This is a genomic window from Amycolatopsis sp. NPDC003676 (genome assembly GCF_053587275.1).
Window position 1 is genome coordinate 1 of sequence record NZ_JBSFNS010000054.1, and the last position, 21,245, is coordinate 21,245.

General features: G+C 69.9%; 15 protein-coding genes and 1 pseudogene. 5 read left to right on the top strand and 11 right to left on the bottom strand.

Translation table 11 applies throughout. The features are described from left to right. Window positions 1-840 (bottom strand): annotated as a pseudogene (locus ACWDNU_RS27210) (hypothetical protein); the annotation flags it as partial. Window positions 841-1,094: 254 nt separating this feature from the next. Here ACWDNU_RS27210 and ACWDNU_RS27215 point away from each other — a divergent pair. Both ACWDNU_RS27215 and ACWDNU_RS27220 read left to right on the top strand, forming a co-directional pair. Further along, the gene (locus ACWDNU_RS27215; RefSeq protein ID WP_449670999.1) at window positions 1,095-2,354 is read left to right on the top strand and encodes an ATP-binding protein; all 1,260 of its coding nucleotides are present in this window, start codon (window positions 1,095-1,097) and stop codon (window positions 2,352-2,354) included. 44 nt (window positions 2,355-2,398) lie between these two features. Beyond that, window positions 2,399-3,067: a response regulator gene (locus ACWDNU_RS27220; protein WP_370932133.1), complete on the top strand. Its 669-nt coding sequence runs from the start codon at window positions 2,399-2,401 to the stop codon at window positions 3,065-3,067. Here ACWDNU_RS27220 and ACWDNU_RS27225 read toward each other — a convergent pair. Continuing rightward, the gene (locus tag ACWDNU_RS27225) at window positions 3,064-3,972 is read right to left on the bottom strand and encodes a DMT family transporter (protein WP_449670977.1); all 909 of its coding nucleotides are present in this window, start codon (window positions 3,970-3,972) and stop codon (window positions 3,064-3,066) included. The genes ACWDNU_RS27220 and ACWDNU_RS27225 overlap by 4 nt on opposite strands. Before the next feature lie 105 nt (window positions 3,973-4,077). Between ACWDNU_RS27225 and ACWDNU_RS27230 the strand changes: the two genes are divergently transcribed. Next, on the top strand, window positions 4,078-4,980 hold the full coding sequence (locus ACWDNU_RS27230) for a LysR family transcriptional regulator (RefSeq protein ID WP_116206532.1): 903 nt from the start codon (window positions 4,078-4,080) through the stop codon (window positions 4,978-4,980). A 7-nt stretch (window positions 4,981-4,987) separates the two neighbouring features. Here ACWDNU_RS27230 and ACWDNU_RS27235 read toward each other — a convergent pair whose 3' ends face one another. The 7 genes from ACWDNU_RS27235 to ACWDNU_RS27265 all read right to left on the bottom strand — a co-directional run bounded on the left by ACWDNU_RS27235 (window position 4,988) and on the right by ACWDNU_RS27265 (window position 12,418). Further along, window positions 4,988-6,157, bottom strand: coding sequence for a serine/threonine-protein kinase (locus ACWDNU_RS27235; protein WP_449670978.1), 1,170 nt, complete (start codon window positions 6,155-6,157; stop codon window positions 4,988-4,990). Window positions 6,158-6,174: 17 nt separating this feature from the next. Beyond that, window positions 6,175-7,815, bottom strand: a complete 1,641-nt coding sequence (locus tag ACWDNU_RS27240; protein ID WP_449670979.1) for a protein kinase domain-containing protein — start codon at window positions 7,813-7,815, stop codon at window positions 6,175-6,177. A gap of 212 nt (window positions 7,816-8,027) precedes the next feature. Further along, window positions 8,028-8,927 (bottom strand): hypothetical protein, encoded by a 900-nt coding sequence (locus ACWDNU_RS27245; RefSeq protein WP_449670980.1) that lies wholly within the window; start codon window positions 8,925-8,927, stop codon window positions 8,028-8,030. A 256-nt stretch (window positions 8,928-9,183) separates the two neighbouring features. Continuing rightward, the gene (locus tag ACWDNU_RS27250) at window positions 9,184-10,812 is read right to left on the bottom strand and encodes a hypothetical protein (RefSeq protein ID WP_449670981.1); all 1,629 of its coding nucleotides are present in this window, start codon (window positions 10,810-10,812) and stop codon (window positions 9,184-9,186) included. A gap of 347 nt (window positions 10,813-11,159) precedes the next feature. Then, window positions 11,160-11,465 carry a hypothetical protein gene (locus tag ACWDNU_RS27255; RefSeq protein WP_344270474.1) on the bottom strand — a complete coding sequence of 102 codons (306 nt, stop codon included), beginning with the start codon at window positions 11,463-11,465 and terminating at the stop codon, window positions 11,160-11,162. 57 nt (window positions 11,466-11,522) lie between these two features. Continuing rightward, window positions 11,523-11,819: a chorismate mutase gene (locus ACWDNU_RS27260; protein ID WP_370932126.1), complete on the bottom strand. Its 297-nt coding sequence runs from the start codon at window positions 11,817-11,819 to the stop codon at window positions 11,523-11,525. 164 nt (window positions 11,820-11,983) lie between these two features. Beyond that, a complete protein-coding gene (locus ACWDNU_RS27265; RefSeq protein ID WP_449670982.1) occupies window positions 11,984-12,418 on the bottom strand; it encodes a DUF1707 SHOCT-like domain-containing protein in 435 nt (144 codons plus the stop codon). A gap of 134 nt (window positions 12,419-12,552) precedes the next feature. Between ACWDNU_RS27265 and pcrA the strand changes: the two genes are divergently transcribed. Next, on the top strand, window positions 12,553-14,964 hold the full coding sequence (pcrA, locus tag ACWDNU_RS27270) for a DNA helicase PcrA (RefSeq protein ID WP_370932124.1): 2,412 nt from the start codon (window positions 12,553-12,555) through the stop codon (window positions 14,962-14,964). Window positions 14,965-16,514: 1,550 nt separating this feature from the next. Here the strand turns inward: pcrA and ACWDNU_RS27275 are convergent. Then, window positions 16,515-17,204, bottom strand: a complete 690-nt coding sequence (locus ACWDNU_RS27275; protein ID WP_370940578.1) for a M23 family metallopeptidase — start codon at window positions 17,202-17,204, stop codon at window positions 16,515-16,517. 1,933 nt (window positions 17,205-19,137) lie between these two features. Here ACWDNU_RS27275 and ACWDNU_RS27280 point away from each other — a divergent pair. After that, window positions 19,138-20,940 (top strand): hypothetical protein, encoded by a 1,803-nt coding sequence (locus ACWDNU_RS27280; protein ID WP_449670983.1) that lies wholly within the window; start codon window positions 19,138-19,140, stop codon window positions 20,938-20,940. A gap of 17 nt (window positions 20,941-20,957) precedes the next feature. On the opposite strand, the gene ACWDNU_RS27285 is transcribed toward ACWDNU_RS27280, so the two are convergent. Continuing rightward, the gene (locus tag ACWDNU_RS27285) at window positions 20,958-21,224 is read right to left on the bottom strand and encodes a hypothetical protein (protein WP_449670984.1); all 267 of its coding nucleotides are present in this window, start codon (window positions 21,222-21,224) and stop codon (window positions 20,958-20,960) included. Window positions 21,225-21,245 lie beyond the last annotated feature (21 nt).

Consider the following 21,245-nt stretch of genomic DNA (forward strand, 5'->3'; position numbering starts at 1 on the left):
CCCCGTCACCGGACCACCCGGCCCGGCATAAGGCCCACTAGAAGCCCCACCAGGCACCGTCACCGGCGCGGCGCTGCTCGCATGCGTGCTGTCGTTGTTCATCTGCGGCGGCGGAGAGTAAACCGGCTGCGTCGAAGACGTCTCGTGATACGTCGTGTCCAGCCCGTGCATCACCTGGACCGCCTGCTGGTGCGCCGCGTCAGCCTGTTGCTGTTTGGCCGCCACGTCACCCATCGCGATCACGCCCTGCAACGGGTTGCCGTTCTGGAACTGCTCGGTCGCCTTGGCCATCTCGGCCTTCTGGTCGAACCCGGTCGGCTCCGGCATGTTCTTGTGCGCGTAGTCGGCCGCCGCGGACTGCTGGGAGTAGCGGTTCGACACCAGTTGCATCGCGCTGCCGGTTTTTTCCGTGTGGTCCGCCGTGCTCTGGAAGAACGAATGCGCTTGCGTCGCGGCCGTGCCCTGCCATTCGGCACCCGCGGTGTCGGCCGCGTTGCGGAACTCGTTGGACGCGTCCGCGAGCCAGTTGCCATAGAAGTTCGTCACGCGGCTGCGTTCGTTGATGCCCTTGAAGTCCAAGCCCTCGTTGACCATTTTGTGCAGGTCTTCGTGGCTGTACGACGCGTAGTTCGCGTCCGGCGCGGGCGCGTCGCCCCTGGTCTGCTGGCCCTGGAGCAGCTGCTGGCCCTGCTGGACCGAGTACTGCGAGGCATCCCGCTCAGTCGCGCTGCGCGTCTCCGGCGAGTCCTCGCCGACCGCGAAGATCTGGTGCACGTTCTGCGTCCGGGCGTAGTAGTCGCCCGCGGACTCGACGTGCTCCGCGCGATGCTGCTCGGTCATCCGGCCTCCCCGCCCCGTTTACGCACTGTGATCGCTCGCCCCCTGCATCGTACCGAGTCCCGGCGGGCGGCAGGAGGGTTCGCGGAATTTCGCCCCGGGCGGCCGTCTGGGGGAATTGATCAGGGCCTTCCCCGATGTCCGCGCCGCTGCCGCGTGTGACGATGGACCTCGTGCAGGACTTTCTCGACATCAGTGCCCCAGGGCGGGTTTCCTCGGCCGAAGAGGAGCCCTCGGCACTCGTGTCCGCCCAGGCGATGGAGGTCGCCGAACCCGAATCGCGGCCCAAGATGTACCGGCGGCGCTCCGGGCGGGCCGTCGCGGGCGTCGCGAGCGGGCTCGCCGACCACCTCGGCGTTCCGGTCGTCTGGGTCCGCGTCGTGTTCGCGCTGCTGGCCGCGCTCAACGGGGCCGGGCTGCTCGCGTACGGCCTGCTCTGGGTGTTCGTGCCGCAGAGCTCCGAGGAAAGCGAGACCGCGCCCAAGGCCCGCGACCGGCAGCAGGCCTACGGGCTGATCGCGCTCGGCATCGGGCTCGCGATCGCCAGCAGCACGCTCACGGGTGCCATCCGCGGCTGGGTCGCGGTGCCGCTCGCGCTCGCCGCGCTCGGTGCGGCGGTCGTCTGGCGGGAGGCGGACGAGTCGCAGCGGCGGCGCTGGCGCGTCGGGGCCCGCGACGGCCTGGTCGGCGAGGGCGGTCGGCTCGCGGCGATCGTCCGGATCCTCGCCGGGGTCGCGCTGGTGGCCACCGGCATCGGCTTCGTCGTGTTCGCCAGCGGTGACTTCGACCAGGTCAAGTTCGCTCTGATCGCGGTGCTCGCGACGCTGATCGGCGTCGCCGTCCTCACCGTTCCCTTCTGGCTGCGGCTGGTTCGCGACCTCGGCGAGGAACGCCAGGCCCGCATCCGCACCGACGAACGCGCCGAGATCGCCGCGCACCTGCACGACTCCGTCCTGCAGACCCTCGCGCTGATCCAGCGCCAAGCCGACCAGCCCGCCGAAGTCGCCCGCCTCGCGCGCGGCCAGGAACGCGAGCTGCGCGGCTGGCTGTACGGCCCCGGCGGCTACGGCAAGCCCAGCGACAAGCGGACCAAGGAAGAGGAAGAAGGCACTCGCCAGCAGCTGTCCGAGGCGCTCGCCGCGGCGTGCGGCGAGGTCGAGGACCAGTTCGCGATCTCGGTCGGCCAGGTCGTGGTCGGCGACGCCGAGCTGAATCCGCCGCTTACCGCGCTCGTGCAGGCGGCCCGCGAGGCGATCGTCAACGCGGCCAAGCACGCCGGCGTTGACGAGGTCAGCGTGTTCGCCGAGGTCGAGCCCACCGAGGTCACCGTGTTCGTGCGCGACCGCGGCAAGGGCTTCGACCCGGACGTCGTTCCCGCCGACCGGCACGGCCTCGCCGACTCGATCCGCGGCCGGATGGAACGCCACGGCGGCACCTGCAAGCTGCGCACCGCGCCCGGCGAGGGCACCGAAGTCCAGCTCGCCATGCCGGTGAAAGCGAGCAAAGGGGTGGCGTGACCTCGCTATGCTCGGGGGCAGGCGAAGCGAGGGAGTGGGCAGTCGTGACGGAGAGCCAGCGGGAACCGGTCAAGGTCTTCCTCGTGGACGACCACGCGTTGTTCCGCGCGGGAGTGCGCACGGAGCTGGATTCGATCACCGACGAGGTGCAGGTGGTCGGCGAGGCCGGGTCGGTCGCCGAAGCGGTCGCCGGCATCGTGCGCACCAGTCCGCAGGTCGTCCTGCTCGACGTCCACATGCCCGACGGCGGCGGTGCCGAGGTGCTCCGCCGCGTTCGCCCGGAGCTGCCGGATGTCGTGTTCCTCGCGCTGTCGGTGTCCGACGCCGCCGAGGACGTCATCGCGGTCATCCGCGCCGGCGCGCGCGGGTACGTCACCAAGACGATCTCGTCGAAGGAACTCGTCCGCGCGGTGGTCCGGGTTGCCGACGGCGACGCCGTGTTTTCCCCGCGCCTGGCCGGTTTCGTCCTCGACGCCTTCGCCGACCGTCCCGGCTCCGCGCCGATCAACGACCCCGAACTCGACCTGCTCACCCCGCGCGAGCGCGACGTCCTGCGCCTGCTCGCCCGCGGTTACGCGTACAAGGAAATCGCGTCCGAGCTGTTCATCTCGGTGAAGACGGTCGAGACGCACGTGTCGAGCGTCCTGCGCAAGACCCAGCTGTCCAACCGCTACGAGCTGTCCCGCTGGGCCTCGGACCGCCGCCTCGTCTAAGCCGGAGTCAGTTCTTCTTCCGGAGCCACCGCCGGTTTGCGCTGCAACCGGGTCAGCGCGACGCCGACGAGCACCACGAGCATGCCCGCGATCACGCGCAGATTCAGCTGCTCGTGCAGGAACACCGCGCCCAGCAGCACCGACACCACCGGCAGCAGATAGCCGACCACCGACGCGGCCACCGCGCCTTCGCTCGCCAGCAGCTGGTAGTTGAGCGCGAACGCGATCCCGGTGGAACCGAGGCCGAGGATCACCACCGCGATCACCGCGACCGGGCTCAGGTGCACCGGCGTGAGGCCGCCGAACGGCATGGCCAGCACCAGAAACCCCGTCGCCAGCAGCATTTGCCCAGCGGCGATCGCGTACGGCGAGGAGCCGGTGTTCGACAGGTACCGTCCTTCGTAGACGAACGCGAACCCGTAGCTCGCCGCCGCGGCGAGGCAGGCCAGCGCGCCCCAGCTGAGCAGCCCGGACGCCTGCCACGGCGCGAATATCAGCAGGATCCCGCCGATCCCGATCACCAGACCCGCGATCCGCGTCGCGGTCATCCGGTTCGCCGCCCCGAGGAACGGGGCCGCCACGAGCACCCAGAGCGGGGTGGTGGAGTTCAGCACCCCGGTGATGCCAGAGTCCACAGTGGTCTCGCCGACCGCGAAAAGCAGGAATGGCAAGGCATTGTGGAAGAACGCCGCGACGAGCAGGTGTCCCCAGGTGCTCCGTCGCGACGGCAGGCTCCGCCGCCCGATCAGGCACAGTGCCAGCAGCACCACGGCACCCAGCACGAGCCGCGCGAGCACCAGCTGCACGGGAGAAAGCGCTTCGAGCCCGAGTTTGATCCAGAAAAAGCTCGATCCCCACATCAACGCGAGCGCCGCGATCCTCAGCAGCGTCTTCGTCTCGCCCACCCCAGGTTCCTCCTTCGCCTCACTGGCCAGCTTTGCCGCGGCGAGGTGTAAGGACAAGCGAAAATAACTGCAGGGACGTTTAAGCAAAGCTGTAGGATTGAAAGCATGCTCGATGTACGGCGCATGCAGGTGCTGCGCGCGGTGATCACGAGCGGTTCGATCACTGCAGCGGCAAGGAATCTCGGGTACACGCCGTCGGCGATCAGCCAGCAGCTGGCGGTGCTCGAACGCGAAGCGGGCACGCCGTTGCTGGAACGCGTCGGCCGCGGTGTCCAGCCGACCCCGGCCGGGACGCTGCTGTCCGAACACGCCGAGACGCTCAGCGCGGAGCTAGCCCGAGCCGAGGCCGCGCTCACCGAGCTGAAGGAAGGCCGCACCGGCAAGCTCGCCATCCGCTACTTCGCCACGGCGGGCGCGACGATGGTGCCGTACGCGGTGGCCGCGCTGCGCCGGGAACACCCCGGAGTATGGCTCGACCTCAAGCTCATCGACCCGGGCGACCCGCTCACCGAGGTCGAAGAAGGCCGCGCTGACCTGGCGATCATCGTGTACCCGAGGCCGTCGGAGCCGGGCCGGGGCATTGAGCTGGTGCCGCTGCTGGACGATCCGTACCGCGCGGTCCTGCCGCGTGCGCATCGGCTGGCCCGCAAACGTGTTCTCGACCTGACCGATCTTGCCGACGAACCGTGGGTCGGCGTCGATCCGATCCCTGGCGCGTGCCGGGCGATCCTGGAAGGCGCCTGCGCGTCGGCGGGTTTCCACCCGAACGTCGTGGTCGAGTCCGAGGACTATCCGTCCGCACAAGGATTCATCGCCGCTGGGCTCGGTGTCGGTCTGGTCCCGGAGCTAGGCCTGGGCACGCCGCATCCGGGCGTGGTCGTGCGCCGCGTCCGCAATCCGCAGCCGAGCAGGCACATTCACGCGGCGGTGGCCGCACGGGTCGCGGGCAGTCCGGCCGTGCAGACGTTCCTCGAAGCCATGCAAGAGGCGACCGAGAACGTCGCCTGACGCCGGCTCAGACGAACAGCAGCTGCGAAACGCCGATCCCGATCAGGATCGCGCACAGGATCGCCGCGATGGTCAGGATGAGCCGCCGTCGCGCGGCCGCCTTCTCGCGAACGGCCTGCGCGGACGCGGCCTGCTGCGCCGGGGTGGGCGTGTAGCGGGCGGTCGGCTGCTGCATCGCTTGCTGCTGCATCGGCTGCGGCGGAGCGGGAGCCTGCGGCACCTGCTGGACCGGAAGCTGCATGAGCGGAGCCGGTTGCTGCGCGGGCATCGGCGGCTGCTGCGGCGGCATGATGTGCTGGGTGGCGTCCGGCTGGATCTGCTGCGTGACCTCGGGCAGATTCGGCTGCTGCGTCGGCACCGGCCGCGACGCCGGAACTGTCGGCAGCGCGGGCGCGGTCGGCGGAATGAACGCGGTCTGCTCGCGTCCGACGGTGATCGCCTTCAGCGCGTGGACGGTGTCGTCCATGGTCGGCCGGGCTGCCGGGTCGGCGCGCAGCATCTTCTGCAACGCCCCAGCGAGCGGGCCCGCATTCTCGGCAGGTCGTTCCGGGGACTGGCCGTCGTCGCCGAACGGCGGTACGCCTTCGACCGCGGTGTACAGCGTCGCGCCCAGCGAGAAGACGTCCGCAGCTGCCGACGGAGGAGCGCCTCGGGTGACCTCAGGCGCCCGGTAAGCGGCGTGCGGACCGCCGCCGGTGATGCCGATGTCAGTCAGCTTGACGCTGCCGTCGTCCGCGAGCAGCACGGTGTTCGGTTCGAGCGTGCGGTGGACGATGCCCGCCGAGTGGATCGACGCCATCGCGTCGCCGAGCTGAATGCCCAGGAACGCGGCCTGCTCCGGGGTGAGGCGGCCGTGCTCGGCGAGGAACACCGACATCCCGCGCGACGGGATGTACTCCATCACCAGCCACACGTCCTGGCCGTCCGGCAGCACGTCGTACACCGTGATCGCGCACGGATGGTCGATCCGGGCCGCGGCCTTGCCCTCTTCCATCGCCATCGCGCGGGCCTGTTCGGCGCGCTCCGGCGGCAAGCCGACGGGCAGGTACATGCGTTTGACGGCGACGGTCCGGAACAGCCGCGTGTCGAACGCGAGCCACACGATGCCCGCGCGGCCGCGCCCGATCGGCTGGTCGAGCCGGTACCGCTCGCCGACGATGCTGCCTTCTGAACTCAATGCTGTCCCTGGATCGCTTAGCTGGTCGGACCCGTCGGCGGTGCCGTCGCCGAGGTTTCCGACGGCTTCGGCTTAGTCGCCGACGACGACGGAGACACCCGCGTCTTCGACGGCTGCTCCTGCGTCGGAGTGTCCTCCGCCGTAGTGGACTTCCGCGAGTGCCGCGTCGACTGCGTCTCTCGTGTTGAGCTTTCCCGGAAAGACGTAGGCGGGGACGTAGTGGTTGCTTCCGAAGGCGGCTGTGTGACGGACGTCGGCGCGACCGCGGACGACGAAGCGGGCGGAGCCGGCTGCGAGGCGTCCGGCGGATTGCCCGGGGTCAGGAGCCACACGCCCAACGCGACCAGGCCGATCACCACGACGCCGCCGATCAGCGCGGGCTTCTTCCAAGCGCCGGGTTTCTCGTCCTCGTCGTCCTCGGGCGCGGTCTGCACCACCCGGGTGCGAGGCGCGGGCTCCTCGTCGTACGGGTCGTCCTCGTAGTGCTCGGGCACCGGGACCGCGCGCGTGGCGGCGAGTCCGTTGCGGCTCGGGTCGCCGTAGAGCGGCGGTTCCTGGTAGCCGTCCTGGTGGTAGCCGTGGTCGTCGTAGTCGTCCTCCGGGTAACCGGAGCCCGGCGGGTACGGGTCCTCGCCGTAGTACTGCTGCGCGCTCGGGTCGTACTGCTGCGTGACGCCCGGGTCGTCGAGCAGCGTGCCGGAGTGGCCCTGCTCGTCGTCGTGGTGCAGCAGACCGGCCGCTGCCGCGCCGCCCGCCGCACCGAGCGCGGCCGCGCCGAGAGTGCCCGAGGACGAGGCCATCATCGTGTCGCCGTCCGGGCCGCCGAGCGGGGTCTCGCCGCGCGCGACCGCGGACAGCAGTTCCTCGCATTCGTCGGCGGTGGGCCGGTGCTGGGTCTCCGGGTGCAGCAACACCGCGAGCACGCTCGCCAGCGGACCGGACTGCCGCGGCGGATTGATCTGCCCGGCGGCGACCGCGTGCAGCAGGCTCAGCGTGTTCTCGGACAGGCCGAACGGCGGCTGTCCCTCGCAGGCGGCGTACAGCGTGGAGCCGAGCGAGAAGACGTCCGACTCGGGGCCGGGGTCGCCGCCGATCGCGACCTCGGGGGCCAGGTAAGCGGGGGTGCCCGCGATCATCCCGGTCTTGGTGACCGTGACGTCGTCCTTGGCCCGCGAGATGCCGAAGTCGGTGATCTTCACGGTGCCGTTGCCGGCGAGCAGGATGTTGCCCGGCTTGATGTCGCGGTGCACGATGCCGACCGCGTGCGCCTCGCGCAGCGCGGCGGCGATCTGCGCGCCGATCCGCGCGACTTCCAGCGGCGGCAAGGTGCCCTTTTCCTGCAGCACCTGCGCCAGGCTGGTGGAAGCCAGGTATTCCATGATCAGGCAGGGCTGGCCGTTGTCGTCGGTGACGACGTCGAACACGGTGATCGCGTTCGGGTGGTGCAGCCGCGCGGCGATCCGGCCCTCGCGCATGGTGCGCTGCCGGGCGTCCTCCGCCTCGTGGTTCTCCAGCCCCGGCTGGAGCAGAAGCTGCTTGATGGCGACCGTACGGCCCAGCACCTCGTCGTGGGCGCGCCAGACGGCTCCCATCGCGCCGGAACCGATCTTTCCGACGATCCGGTACCGGTCGGCGACCAGACGACCCTCGTCGCTCACGCGACCTCCCTTTGGGGCTCCGACTTGCCGGGGCGGGACTTGTCTACCCCAAAGGGGTGAGTTCGAACCCGCCGCAGCACCGGAGCGTAGGCACCTGCTGTGGACCGTGCGCCGGTTTTGCCGAGACCGACCCGTGACAAGGCTAGGCGCTCACTCTGCGCACACGCACGCGGCACACTTCCGCCGACCCGGCACAACCACGTTCGTGCAGGTCAGGAGTAGACCGCGGACAGGACGCGGGCCTGGGAGATCACATCCTGCTCGACGACGTCGAACAATTGGGTCACGCGCACCAGGGTGCCGTCGGCCTGGTGGACCAGCGCCACGGCGAACACCGAACCGTCGTCCTGGACGTGCATCTCCTGGACGTCGATCGAGTCGGCCCCGCTCCACGCGCGGACCAGATCGCCCGTTTCGCCGCGCGCGACGTTCGGGGCGAGCAGCGAAAGCGCGTTCTCCGGCTGGTGGTCGATCGAGGCGTAGAACTTGCGCACCGCTTCGAGCTTCACCGGATCCGGCGCGGCCGCCGACGACGTGGCGGACTTCTTGTGCGACTCCGCCGCCGACGGGGCGCTCGACGCGGAAGACGACGAGGTGCCGGAGGTGGTCTGCGGAGTCGTGGCACCCGAATTCGACGGCGTGGTGGCCGCGGAATCGGTGTGCTTGGACTGCGTCGTGTTTTCGCTCTGCCCCGACGTCGTGCCGCCGGACGAGTGGCTCTTGCGCTGCTGAGGGACGGCCTGGCCGCCGAGCGCCGCCGCGCCGCTGAATCCGGCGGGCATCGCGGTTTCCTCGGCGACCGGAACGGCGGGCCGCGGTCCGCCGCTGAGCAGCGAGGCGGTGACGACAGCGCCGGCGACGAGTGCGCCAGCCCCGACGAGCCCGGCCAGCTTCGCGCGGCGGGCGAGCTTGCTCTCGGGCTCTTCGACGGGCTCCTCGGCCCGGACGACCGGGCGGCGGGTGCGCGGCGGCAGGTACTTCTGCGGTTCGCGGAACACCTGCTCGAGATACTCGCGGTCGGCTTCGGCCACGTCCTCGAGCAGTTCCGGCGGGATCACGTCCTCGACGCGCACGGCGTCGGGTTCTCGCCGGGTTCGCTGCCGTTCAAGCACGAAAATCCTCGCTCTGGGGGTTCGGGGCGGGACACGACACGGTGGCGGTGTCCCCGGGGCGGTCCGGACTGCCGATTCGTGGTCGGCGCCGGGCCTCGTAGTCGCCAGGTAACCCTGTGCCGACAGGCGGCCGCCAGACTCCGTCGCCGGAATGCCGCCGTCGTACGACGAACGGCAGCTTATGTCACCCAACCGGACGAGGGAACAACCGCTCACCGCTCCGCACGTGCATCGGCATTTGCAGACAGTGTGCTGGTCAGCGGCCGTCGTCGGTGATCTTGCCGTTGTCGTCGAAGGTGAGCGTGCGCTGCTCGGTGCTCTTGCTGCCGTCCTGGTGCGTGACCTCGACGGTGTTCACCGTGGTGCCGTGCTCCGGGTCGATGGTGACCTTCTTGACCTCGAAGTACGCGACGTCGGCGTAGCGCTTGCGCAGCCCTTGCGAGCCCTCCTGCTTGAGGTCGCCGGACGTGACCGACGAGGCCTTCGACGGGTCGGTGGTGACGTTGTTGAAGAACGTCTCCGAGTTGTTGCCCATCTTGTTCGGGTCGTTGGCGGTGAAGTACGGCGGTTCCTTCGTTTCCCGCTGAGCGGGAGTGACCGGCGGCTTCTCCGGCGGCTCGCTGGACGTGGGCGAGTCCGTGGTGCTCGGCGCGGACGTCTTGCTGCCGGTGCCAGGGCCCGCGGACGTGGTCGTGCCGGCGGAGCTGCTGCTCGCGGAACTGCTCGGGCCGGTGCCCTGCTGCGGGTGCGTGCCGTTGTCCGAGGTGACGCCGTCCGGGCTGGTGCTGGCCCCGCTGCGCGGAACGTTGCCGCCGACCCCGCCGTGCTGCCCGTTCGGGATGAGAGCGCTGAGGTTCGGGTTGCCGCCGTTCTGCCTGCCGGGCCAGCCGCCGCCACCGACCGCGTCGGTCGTCGTGGTGGTGGGCCCGCCGACCAGGAACGTCCCGGCGAACAGCAGTCCGACGACCACCGCGCCGGACGCGCCGGTGGCGAACCACGCGGCCTTGCGCCAGGTCTTCGGCGGGGTGACCGACGCGGGCACCGAGCCGAGGTCGAACGTGCCGAGTCCGTCCAGCAGCGGCGCGGCGTACACGCGCACCTCGTCGTCCTGCTGCTCTTGCGTCTCCTGCTTCGAGACGGCGGGCTCGCCGAGGGTGACGCGCTGGCGCCGGGGAGGCTCTTCCGCGACCGGGTTCAGCTCGACGCGTTCGCGAGGGCTTTCCGGCCGGTTGGCCAGCGCGGCTGAGGTGGTGGCGACGCGTTCCTGCCGGGTGCGCCGGGTCGGCTGGGGGAGCGCGCTCTCCTGCGGAGCGAAAGCGCGGTGCTCCTCGGGGATTCGGTCCTGCGGGGGCGCGAAGGCGGCGCGGGATTCGGCGCGGCGGCTCTGGGATTCCGGCTGCCGGGCAGGCGGGGCGGCTTGGCGGCGCTGCGGTTCGACGGGGGGAACGACGTTCTGGCGGGGCTCGGCCAGCCGATCCGGGACGGAGGCCTGGCGGCGTTCGACCGGGGCCCGGCGGCCCTGCGGCTCGACCGGAGCCCGGCGGCGCTGCGGCTGCGGCAGCGGAGGCTCGCCGATCGGCAACGTGCCGCTCGCGGTGGGAAAAACCGGCTGGTTCGGGGCCGGGCGGTTCCCGTCGTCGGGCGCCCGGTTCGCGCGCGGGGCCGGTGCGCCGCGCTGCTGCGGGTTCTCGCTGCCGCGTTGCACCGGAGCGGCCGGGCCGCCGCCGTTGCGGTGCCGGTGATGACCGGCGGAGCGGGCGGGCACCACGGGAGTCCAGGTGCCGTCGGCGCGGACGCGGTGCCGTCCGGGGACGGTGACCTCGGCGTCCGACACCGCGCCGGGACGGTCAGCGTGCCGCGGACCGCCCATCGTGTTTCCCGTCATGCCGGTCCGACCCCTCCGCGAGAGGGGCGTGACGGCACCGGGGCCGTCGTCAACCCGAACGGAGCAGGGAGGAAGAGAACGACGCTTGCGTCGTCACTTGCGAACTCCCGCGCAAATGCACGCGCACGCGGAGAACGGCGCGCAGAGCCGCAGCTCCCGCGCGTCCTCCGGGCATAGCCCGGCGTAAACGCCAGGGTCCTCACGGACTTCACAGTAGGAAACCGGCAGGCGAATGTCTTCACCCATCCTGCAACTTGCACCGGTTTCACTCGACCGGGCGCGCCCGAACGGGCGGCACGTCACGCAGCGCAGCATGCCGCCCGGTATTTCCCCAGTTCGGGGGCTAATCAGCCGCCGCTGCGGTACTTCGCCTGCGTCGACTGGAGGGCCTTCACCGACGTCGCGCCGCTACCGACCGCGATGACGATGGCGAGGATGTCCAGCACGACGTTGCCGGAAGTGAGCAGCCAGGCGAACAGCGAGGCCGCGGTGGCGCCGCCGGCCAGCGCCCAGCGGCTGCGCACGTACTGCGCCACCGGAGCCCCGCCCGCCCGCTTGCCCGCCGCGTTGTTCAGCATCGCGAGGTAGCCGACGTGGCCGAGGGACGCCAGCACGCTCGCGATCGCGATGATGACGGCGATGATGTTAATCATGTGTCCAGTCTGCCCGGTTTCCGTGCGGCGCGAATCGGGGATGCCCCGGATACCGCGTCAGCGGCCCAGCCTGCCGCGGCCGAGGTTCAGCAGCAGCATCGCGAGCTGACGGCCCTCCGGACCCAGTTCGCGGTAACGCGCCAGCACGTCCATCTCGCGGTTGTAGACGATTTTCGTGCCGCCCGCGGCCATCCGGGCCGCGCCGATGGTCTTCGACACCTCTACCCGGCGCTTCACGAGCCGGAGGATTTCGGAGTCGAGGAAGTCGATCTCCTCGCGAAGCGACGAGATGTCTTCGCCCGCCGACGTGTGCTCGGAAGGCTGTCCGTCGGCGTTCTGCGTCTGCGCGTTCATCGGGACCTCTCTGAAGTCCGGACTCCCTGTGGCCCAGGGACGGCGAAAGCCCCGGGTCCAGTGGACTCCGGGGCTGCGGGTGATGGCGGGTGGGGCACTACGCGATCACGGGAGCCGGAGTCCGGGTCCCGTAAAAAAATCGCTCGCTGCTGTGCCGCACGCTTTCAGTATGGCACAGGCGCACCCGGTCGCCGCCGGAACGCCCGCACCCGCGCGTGCAGCACAAGGCTGATGAACAGCCAGAACAACGGCATCGCGGGCCAGAAGAACAGCGCGCCGCCGACGGCCCAGCGGACGATCAGCAAGGTCGCGAGCACCACGACGATCCCGAGATGAACGCGCAACGCCGGATGGTCGCGCAAGGCGGTTCGGGTGAGCGGCCAGCCGCCGCCGCGCGGCCGTACTGGCTCCGGGCGGGGAAGATCTGAGGTGAGTTCGCCGAGTTCGTCGGTGTAGCGGACGGCGTAGACCGCGCGCAGCCGCTCTTCCACCTCTTCGAGCGTGAGCCGTCCTTCGGAACCGGCGGCCTGGATGGTCTCGGCGACGCGCTCGCGGTCGCCGTCGGAAGCCCTCAGCCGGGCGGGAATCTTGTCGTCCATGCCGTTCGATGCTCCGCGCCGCGGCGGCCTCGCGCGTCGGACGCGAGGCGACACTGCGGCGTACGTCGGCAAGCGCAGGCCGACCCCGTGGCTGTTCCGGGACTGTCGTACCCCCGGGGTAGCGTTGACAGACGATGGACACCCTCTTCGATCTCCCCGCAGACCCGCCCGCCCGCGCTGCCCGGCCGGGAACCGCAGACCTGCTCGAGGACCTCAACCCCGCCCAGCGCGAGGCGGTGACGCACGCCGGAGGTCCGCTGCTGGTCGTCGCGGGAGCCGGATCGGGCAAGACGCGCGTGCTCACGCGCCGGATCGCCTACCTGCTCGGGCAGCGCGGAGTGCATCCGGGCGAGATCATGGCGATCACGTTCACCAACAAGGCCGCCGCCGAGATGCGCGAACGCGTAGCGGCGCTTGTCGGCAAACGCGCGAACGCGATGTGGGTGTCCACGTTCCACTCGATGTGCGTGCGAATCCTGCGCCGTGAGGCGAAAACCCTCGACATGTCGTCGAGTTTCTCCATCTACGACTCGGACGACACGAAGCGGCTCATCACGCTCGTGGCGCGGGATCTCGACATCGACCCGAAGAAGTACGCCGCGCGCACGCTCGCGGTGCACATCTCGAACCTGAAGAACGAACTGGTCGATCCGGACGAGGCGGCCTCGAAGGCGGCCAACGACCTGGAGCGCCGGGTCGCCGAGGTCTACACCGAGTACCAGCGCAGGCTGGCGAGCGCGAACGCGTTCGACTTCGACGACCTGATCATGCGGACCGTGTCGTTGCTGCAAGCGTTCCCGGACGTCGCGGAGTACTACCGGCGGCGCTTCCGGCACGTCCTGGTCGACGAGTACCAGGACACCAACCACGCGCAGTACACCTTGGTGCGCGCGCTGGCCGGCACCGAGGCCACGGATACCGGGATCGAGCCCGCCGAACTGTGCGTGGTCGGCGACGCGGACCAGTCCATCTACGCCTTCCGCGGCGCGACCATCCGCAACATCGAGGAATTCGAACGCGACTTCCCGAACGCGCACACGATTCTGCTGGAGCAGAACTACCGCTCCACGCAAACGATCCTGTCCGCGGCCAACGCGGTGATCGCGCGCAACCCCAACCGGCGCGCCAAGCGGCTGTGGACCGATTCGGGCGACGGCGAGAAGATCGTCGGCTACGTGTCGGACAACGACCACGACGAGGCCGCGTTCGTCGCCGGGGAGATCGACTCGCTGGCGGAGAAGGGCGAGGCGGACTACTCGGATGTGGCGGTGTTCTACCGCACCAACAACCAGTCGCGAGTGTTCGAGGAAATCTTCATCCGGCTCGGCCTGCCGTACAAGGTCGTCGGCGGCGTGCGGTTCTACGAGCGGCGCGAAGTGCGGGACATGATCGCGTACCTGCGCGTCCTCGCGAACCCGGACGACACGGTCAGCCTGCGGCGGATTCTCAACGTCCCCAAACGCGGCATCGGCGACCGTGCCGAAGCAGTTGTGGCCACGCACGCGGAACGGGAACGGATCTCGTTCTGGGCCGCGTTGCGCGATGCGGTCGAGGACAAGGTGGCGCTGCTGAACCCGCGCTCGGCCAAGGCGATCACCGGATTCGTGACGCTGCTGGACGAACTGCAGGAGATGGCGTCGTCCGGCACCGAGGTGCACGACCTGCTCGAAGCGGTCCTGGAGCGCACCGGCTACCGCGCGGAACTCGAGGAATCGGACGACCCGCAGGACGCGTCGCGCGTCGAAAACCTCACCGAATTGGTGACTGTGGCGCGCGAATTCGCCGAGTTCACCGCCGAGGTCACCAACGACGAAAACGCGGAACTGGTCCTGGACGACGGCGTCCCCGCCCCCGGTTCGCTTCCCGCTTTCCTGGAGCGGGTTTCGCTGGTCGCGGACGCCGACTCGATCCCCGCCTCAGACGGCGGCGAGGAAGGCGACGGCGGCGCGGGCGTGGTCACTTTGATGACCGTGCACACGGCGAAGGGCCTGGAGTACCCGGTCGTCTTCTGTACCGGCTGGGAAGACGGAGTTTTCCCGCACATGCGCGCCCTGGGCGATCCCGCGGAGCTGGCCGAAGAGCGCCGCCTGGCCTACGTGGCGATTACCCGTGCGCGGCAACGACTTTACGTGTCGCGGGCGCTGACTCGGTCGGCCTGGGGACAGCCGCAGATGAACCCGGCCTCCCGCTTCCTGGACGAGCTGCCGCCAGACCTCGTCGACTGGCGGCGCCTGGAACCGTCCTCGCCCGGCTTCGGAAACTTCGGCTCCTCTTCCGGTTCCTCGTCGGGCCCGCGCGCCGCGACGACGTGGGGCCGCCGGTCCTCGACGTCGACGACTTCGAGCTCGCCGTTCGGGAAGGGCTGGAAGGAGACGGTGGCCCTGAAGCTGGACGTCGGAGACCGGGTGAGCCACGACAAGTACGGCCTGGGCACGGTTATCTCCTGCGACGGCATCGGCCCGCGCGCGACGGCGACGATCGACTTCGGAGCTTCGGGCAAGGTCCGGTTGATGCTGATCGGCAGCGTGCCGATGGTGAAACTCTGACTCTTGCCCGCGGATCGTGCGCTGCTGCGGTCCCGGTGGTCTGATCCTCTGTGCCGGGTGCCGGGTGCCGGGTGCCGGGTGCCGGGTGCCGGGTGCCGGGTGCCGGGTGCCGGGTGCCGGGTGCCGGGTGCCGGGTGCCGGGTGCCGGGGTGTGTCGCTTGATGGCTTCTTGTCGGCTAGGCCCGTGTCCTGGGCCGGATTCTCCGCGATCCCGCCCGCCAGCAGAGTCGAGCAGGTCGAGCCGGGCTGTGCCTCCAACACCCGCCGCTGCGCTCGCCGGTCTCGCGGACGAGGTCATCCCCGTGCCGCCGCTGCTCCGCGGGTTGCTCCAGGATGCTTCGCCTCCGCAGGGACTGGCTACGCCGATACCCGGCACAACCCTCGTCTCCGTCTCTGCCTCCGCACGATCCGCCGCGCCGCTACTGGATGCCTCACCGAGCGCTGACCCCTCAACTCGCTGGCGTCTGATGCTGTCCGTGCTCACAACATGCAGCGAGCGTGCCCGGAGCCGGAGCCGGAGCCGGAGCCGGAGCCGGATCCAGGCCCGGATGCCTTCTCCTGCCCCGTTCTGGACATCTTTCGCCGGACCGAGTGAACTCCCCAGCGATCCACCCGATCTTGTCGGTCCTCTCCGGCATACTTGGCTTCATCGAACACAAGTTCGATGAAATGCGGTATGCTGTGTGAAGGGACGCAGGGGATGGATGCGGTGCTGTTTGGGGTATTTGCCGCCGGGGTACAGGAGTACTTGAGGAGAGTCGCGGGGACGGTTGCTGTGGGGACGGCAGCCCGGCCAGCTCGGGACGCGCCAGGGGATGTGGCGCGGCTGGCCGCAGCATGGCGCGCGTTGCTGAGGCAACACGCATTAGGGCCAGACGGCAGATGCGTCGTCTGCGGAGGAACGTCGCGCGCCGACGAGGGGATCGCGCGATGGATGCCGTGGCGAAGACGCGCGGACCTGTGCACCGTGTGGCGGGTAGCAGTCGCCTATTTCGTCCGTCGCCTTCCTGGCAACGATCCGTGATACGCACACCTGGCGGCCTAGCTCGGATGCCCACACATCGCCAGGCAAAGATCGCCGAGGATTCCCTGCGCCACCGAGTTGTTCAGGGCGACTTCCACCTGATGCACTGCGACGAAAGCGAGCCTGATTGATCGATGTTCTGCCGCAAGCACGCGGACTTCCCACTCGCGGCGTGGTTCAGCAGCATCAGTTTTCCCGTGCGCAAAGCAGATTCCGCCGCTGTGCGCACAGGTGACTCGCGCAGTTCAAGCTCGTCGGCGATCGTCGCGGCAACTGGTGCACCGGTTGTCTGGCGTACGAAGCATGCGGGCCAGACTCGATCGAGACCGTCGTGCGGAAGCTGAGTCCAGCTGGCTGCCTGACCGGCGAGAAGCGCGGTTCGAGTTCAGGCGGCGACCATCGTGCGGCGGCAAAGCCAGTGCAGCGGTTGGCCAGCGGGTGATCCGCGCGGTTCAGGCTCAGTTGGCGATCGTCCTGCGGCAGCGGATGCCACCGCGCCCATTGCCTGACGGGCGAGAAGCGAAGATCAGCTGACGTTCACGCCGCGGGCAGCGAGCCACGGGCGCGGGTCGATCTTCTTGCTGCCGTCCTGCCACACCTCGAAGTGCAGGTGCGGGCCGGTGCTCTCGCCGCGGTTGCCGATCTCGGCGATCTGCTCGCCGCACTTGACCTTCTGGCCTTCGCGGACCGAGAAGCTGTTCATGTGGCCGTAGACCTGGATGGTGCCGTCGTCGAGCTGGACGCGTACCCAGAGGCCGAAACCGCTGGCGGGGCCGGCCTGGATGACGGTGCCGTCGGAGGCGGCGTAGATCGGGGTGCCGATCGAGTTGGCGATGTCGATGCCGAGGTGGCTCGTGCCCCAGCGGGCACCGAAACCGGAGGTGAACGTGCCGTGCGCGGGCATGCAGGTCTTCGGGCGGGCAGCCTCTTCGGCGGCCTGGCGCGCGGCTTCGGTTTCCGCCTGCACGCGGGCCTTGGTGACCTTGGCGCTGTCGGCCATCTTCGCGGCTTCGGCGGAGGCGTCGACGGCGTGGCCGGTCGGCAGCAGTTCGGGAGCTCCCCCGGAGCCCGCGCTGCCGAGGGTGAACGAGGCGCTCGCGTTCTGTGCGTTGGCGAGCGGGGTGACCGCGGCGTCGGAATCCCCGCCGCTGGTGGACTTGAGGGTCTGCCCGGCGGCGGCTGCGGCGAACGCGCCAGCCGCGACGGCGGCGACCACGACCCGCCCGCGAAGGGCGGAGGAGGGCGGGGAGATGCGGTGCTGTCCCCGGACGCGGATGACTGCACCGTCCAGTGCGTCTTTCAGCGCCGGGGAAGGGGCTTGGCCGCCGGGGGAGCGGTGTGAAGCCAAGACAGGGCCTTCCATCGTCGGGGAGTCGGGCGGAAGAGAACTCGGGCGGGGGATCCCGTGAACGAACCTCGGGGGTGATTCGCTCAGCGTTCTGCTTCGTGACCTGACTGTAATGGGGACCGCAGGACAGTAACGAAGCGGTGCCTCAATGAGCAAGGCGCCACCGGGCTTTCGGCCGAACGAGTGGCACGCATCGAGCTTCTAGCTGTGGAAACTACCCAAAGTTAATCGGGAACTACTTCGCTGGATGTGGCTTGAGTCACATACCTTCGGATGGCCCAACGCCGCTGAAGCCCTCCTGGCGGCTTAGCGGACGAAATAACCGGCCGCCCGGGCGCGTTGAAGCAGTTTCACCTAGATATCTGTGATGCCGCTCACTCGCACGCCAGGTCCATCGGACACTCTTTGACGGCTTCGCCTCGCGACCTCGAGCTACCGTCCGGCGACGGATCTTTCCCGCCCCGAGCTGCCTGGGCCGCAGGTCGAGGCCAGGTCTGTGTGTTGCCCCGACTGCACCAGCGCCCTGCCCGGCCAATCCTTGCGGCCCGGCTCCCCGGATCGCCAGGATTCCCCGCGTGCTGGCTTGGCTGTCGCTGATCTCTCCGCGACCCGGCTGGCACCTGCCCTCCCCGGCAAGCTCCGGCCATCCCCGTACCCGGCGGATCGTCCCCACGATCTGCCAGTGCCCGTCGCGGATTCGTCCGCGACCCGGCCGTGCCTGCCCCCGGCAAGCCCTGGCCGACTCCGTCCCTGTCAGGCCCTCCCCGGCCTGACAGGGACGGAGATCGCGGCTCCCCTCCGCGATGCGGCCGTTCACCTGCCCTCCCCGGCAGGTCTCGGCCATCTCCACCTCGGTCCCGGCAAGTCGTCCCCACGACCTGCCGGCACCCGCCGCGGCCTCCCCGCCGCGGCCTGGTCGGGCGCCTGCCACGAACAGGCATCCGACCTCGTCCATCGCCCCCGCGATGTGTCCCCGCACCTCGTCCCGTGCCGGAGTGACGCCCCGAACGACTCTCCCTTACGCGACTTCCCCGAAGTTTTTCCTCGACGCTCCCTCCGGCCCTTCGGTCTCTCTGCCGTCGAGACCTCCGGCCCACGCCCCTCTTACGCGGATCGGAGGATTTTTCTTCGCACCTGTCAGACGCGCGGGGACCGCCGGAGGTTCATCCGACGCCGAATTCACCCGCAAGTGCGTTCCGGCCTGGTCGAGGCGGCCCTGCCGTCCGCCTGCCGGGACCGGTCCTTGCTAGCGTCGCGAGCGATGACTCCGCCGACCCCAGAGCCTCCCGACGGCGACTCCGCCCCGGACACCCCGGGCCGTCCCGCCGGATCCCGGCGTCCCAGCCTCGCCGAGCGCAAGGCCGCCGCCCGCGCCCGAGCCCGTCGCGACGCCGGTCGCGCGAAATCGGATCCAGCCGACTCGTCCCGTCGCGGCGGGAAGACTTCCGCTGAGGGGCCGGCCGACTCGTCCGGTCGCGATGAGCCGAGGTCGGTGGGAAGACCGGAAGACTCGCCGCCTAGCCGCAGGAGTTCGCTCGATCGTGGCGAGGAGGCTTCCTCTGGAAGCCCCGCCGAGGGATCTCGTCTGGGCGGAGCGACTTCTGGCGGAGGCTCGCGCGACCGTGGCGAGCCGCAGTCAGCGGAAAGCTCAGCCGACTCGTCCCGCGGGGCCGAGGCAATCGCGGAAAGCTCAGCTGCCCCGTCCGGCAGCGGCGAGCCCGCGAAGAAGGACCCGGCCACTCAGTCCGGCCGAGGAGACGCGGCAGCCGCGCGACCGAGCGACCAGGCCACTCCGGCAGGCGTGTCCAGCCGGCAAAACTCCGACGCTGACCCGGTCGAGCGGAGGTCAGCGCCCCGCACCATCCCCAGCCGCCGAGACTCGAGCCAAGACCCAAGCCAAGATTCGGGCCAAGGCGAGACCCTCCTGGATCTCACCGACCAAACCCCCTCGCCAAGGCTCCGAGCCGCCACCGCTCTCCTCGGTCTCGGTGCCCTGGCCCTCGCCGCCGGCGCCATCGCCCCGGTCTCGCCCGATGCCGGGCCGGGCTACCTCTCCTGGCCGCTTCTCGTCATCCTCGCCGTAGTCCCGACCGGGATCGCGTTCGCGGCGGCTCGCAGCGGGCGGCACGGGCTGGCCGCCGGTCTCGTCACCGGTCTCGCCGCTCTCGCGCCGGGACGGCTGATTCTCGATCTCCAATTCCTCGTCAACGGCTCCAAAACCATCCGCCCCGAGCTGTATCTCCCAGACAGTCTGCTCGACCGCAGCGGCGTAGGCATCGGGTTCTGGCTGCTGATCGCCGGGCACCTGCTGACGCTCGTCGCCGGGATCGTGGCCGCGCAGGTCGTTCGTGAGCGCAACGAGATCGCCGGAGGCGACGACAAACGCCGCTGGCGGTTGATCATTCCGCTGCTCGCCGTAGTCGCCGCGGTCGGATTGCTGATGACCCCGGTCCTCTCCGACGATCCGTTTCTCCTTGCCCGGTCAGCGTTTGAGGGGCCAGGGCTAGCGCTCGCCGGTTACCTTCTCCTCGCTGGCGCGCTGCCAGTCGCCGCGGTGCTCGGGGTTTTCGCCGGATCCGACGGCGTCGCTCGCGGGACGCTCGGCGGGATCGTCGCGGCGGTGCTGGCCGTCGCGGTGCCGACGTTCGTCGCCGGGCTGGCCGTGCCGGGGCTGGGAGTCTCGACGGGCGCGTATCTCGCCGTCGTGCCGATGGTGCTGGTCCTCGTCCTCACTCCACTCGCGACACCGCAGCAGACCCAAACCGAACGCACCGACCTGGCCGGCGAGGCCCGCGTCCCAGGGCTCACGATCTGGCGTGCGCTCACCGCGTTGCTGGCATTGCTGACCGGAATCGCGGCGGCGATCGGCGCATTAGCCCCGCAACTCGGCAACAGCACGGACAGCCCGGCCCGGCTGCAACTGCTGATCGCGGCAATTCTTGTCGTGCTGCCAACACCTTTCCTTCTCGCAAGCCGTACCGCGTCGTTCGCGCGCGGGGTGCTCGCGGTGTTGTGGGCTGGCGTCGTTCTCGCGGGAACGGCTGTGCTCAGTACCGCCATCACTGCCTCCGAAGCGACGGGACTCGGCGGGCTCGGCGGCGCGATCAGTTACCACCTCGGCGCGGGAGCCGTTTTCACCGCGATCGCGCTGGGGCTCGCCGGGCTGACCGGATTGGCCGCGGTGGTGACCGGCGTCGTGGAACGCGACGACACCGGTACCGAAGGGCCGCGCTCCCGAGTGCTGATTCCGGCCGGAATCACCGCTGTGCTGGCGATCGCGACATTCGGCACGCCGGTGTTCACCGCGCAGGATTACGCGCCGCCCGGTCTCTGGTCCGATTTCGACACTCCGTCGTGGGGATTGCTCGCCGCGGTGCTTGTCGTTCTCGGGACGCTCGGGTTGAGCGTGCGTTCGCGACCCGGTGCCGCGGCGGCGGGATTGACTGGAGCGGCGGTGCTTCTCGCCTTGCACGTCGCCGAGATTCCACTGGTCAGTTCCCTGTTCCAAACAGCGAAGCCGGGCGCGGGGTTCTGGCTCGGGCTCGCCGCGACAGCAGCGGCAGTGGTCGCCGCTGTCACCGCGGCTGCCGGTGCGAAGAAGTGAGCCCGCGGCGCGTCGTCCTAGTGGAGCTGGCTGAAGAAACCGCGGCAATTCCCCTGGCGCGAATGCTGCGCGACGCCGGTCTCGAAGTCGTCCACGTTGGACACCTCGACACGACAGAAAAGATCGTCCGGACAACCGAACAGGAGGATCCAGACATTCTGGGCCTCCTCGGCGGTCCAATGCCCGAGGATCTCGCTGAAGCGCTCCCCGGAACCGAAGTGATCGAACTCGGCGAGGAAAGCCCCGAAAAGGCCGCCGAAATGCTTGTCGGTGGGCGGTCTCACACCCTCGGCACACCCTCTGAC

Bases quoted from the DNA above. Each gene is read 5' to 3' on its own strand.
- ACWDNU_RS27215 (WP_449670999.1), top strand. From the start codon at position 1,095: ATGGAGGTCGCCGAACCCGAATCGCGGCCCAAGATGTACCGGCGGCGC.
- ACWDNU_RS27230 (WP_116206532.1), top strand. From the start codon at position 4,078: ATGCTCGATGTACGGCGCATGCAGGTGCTGCGCGCGGTGATCACGAGC.
- ACWDNU_RS27250 (WP_449670981.1), bottom strand. From the start codon at position 10,812: ATGACGGGAAACACGATGGGCGGTCCGCGGCACGCTGACCGTCCCGGC.
- ACWDNU_RS27255 (WP_344270474.1), bottom strand. From the start codon at position 11,465: ATGATTAACATCATCGCCGTCATCATCGCGATCGCGAGCGTGCTGGCG.
- ACWDNU_RS27260 (WP_370932126.1), bottom strand. From the start codon at position 11,819: ATGAACGCGCAGACGCAGAACGCCGACGGACAGCCTTCCGAGCACACG.
- ACWDNU_RS27265 (WP_449670982.1), bottom strand. From the start codon at position 12,418: ATGGACGACAAGATTCCCGCCCGGCTGAGGGCTTCCGACGGCGACCGC.
- pcrA (WP_370932124.1), top strand. From the start codon at position 12,553: ATGGACACCCTCTTCGATCTCCCCGCAGACCCGCCCGCCCGCGCTGCC.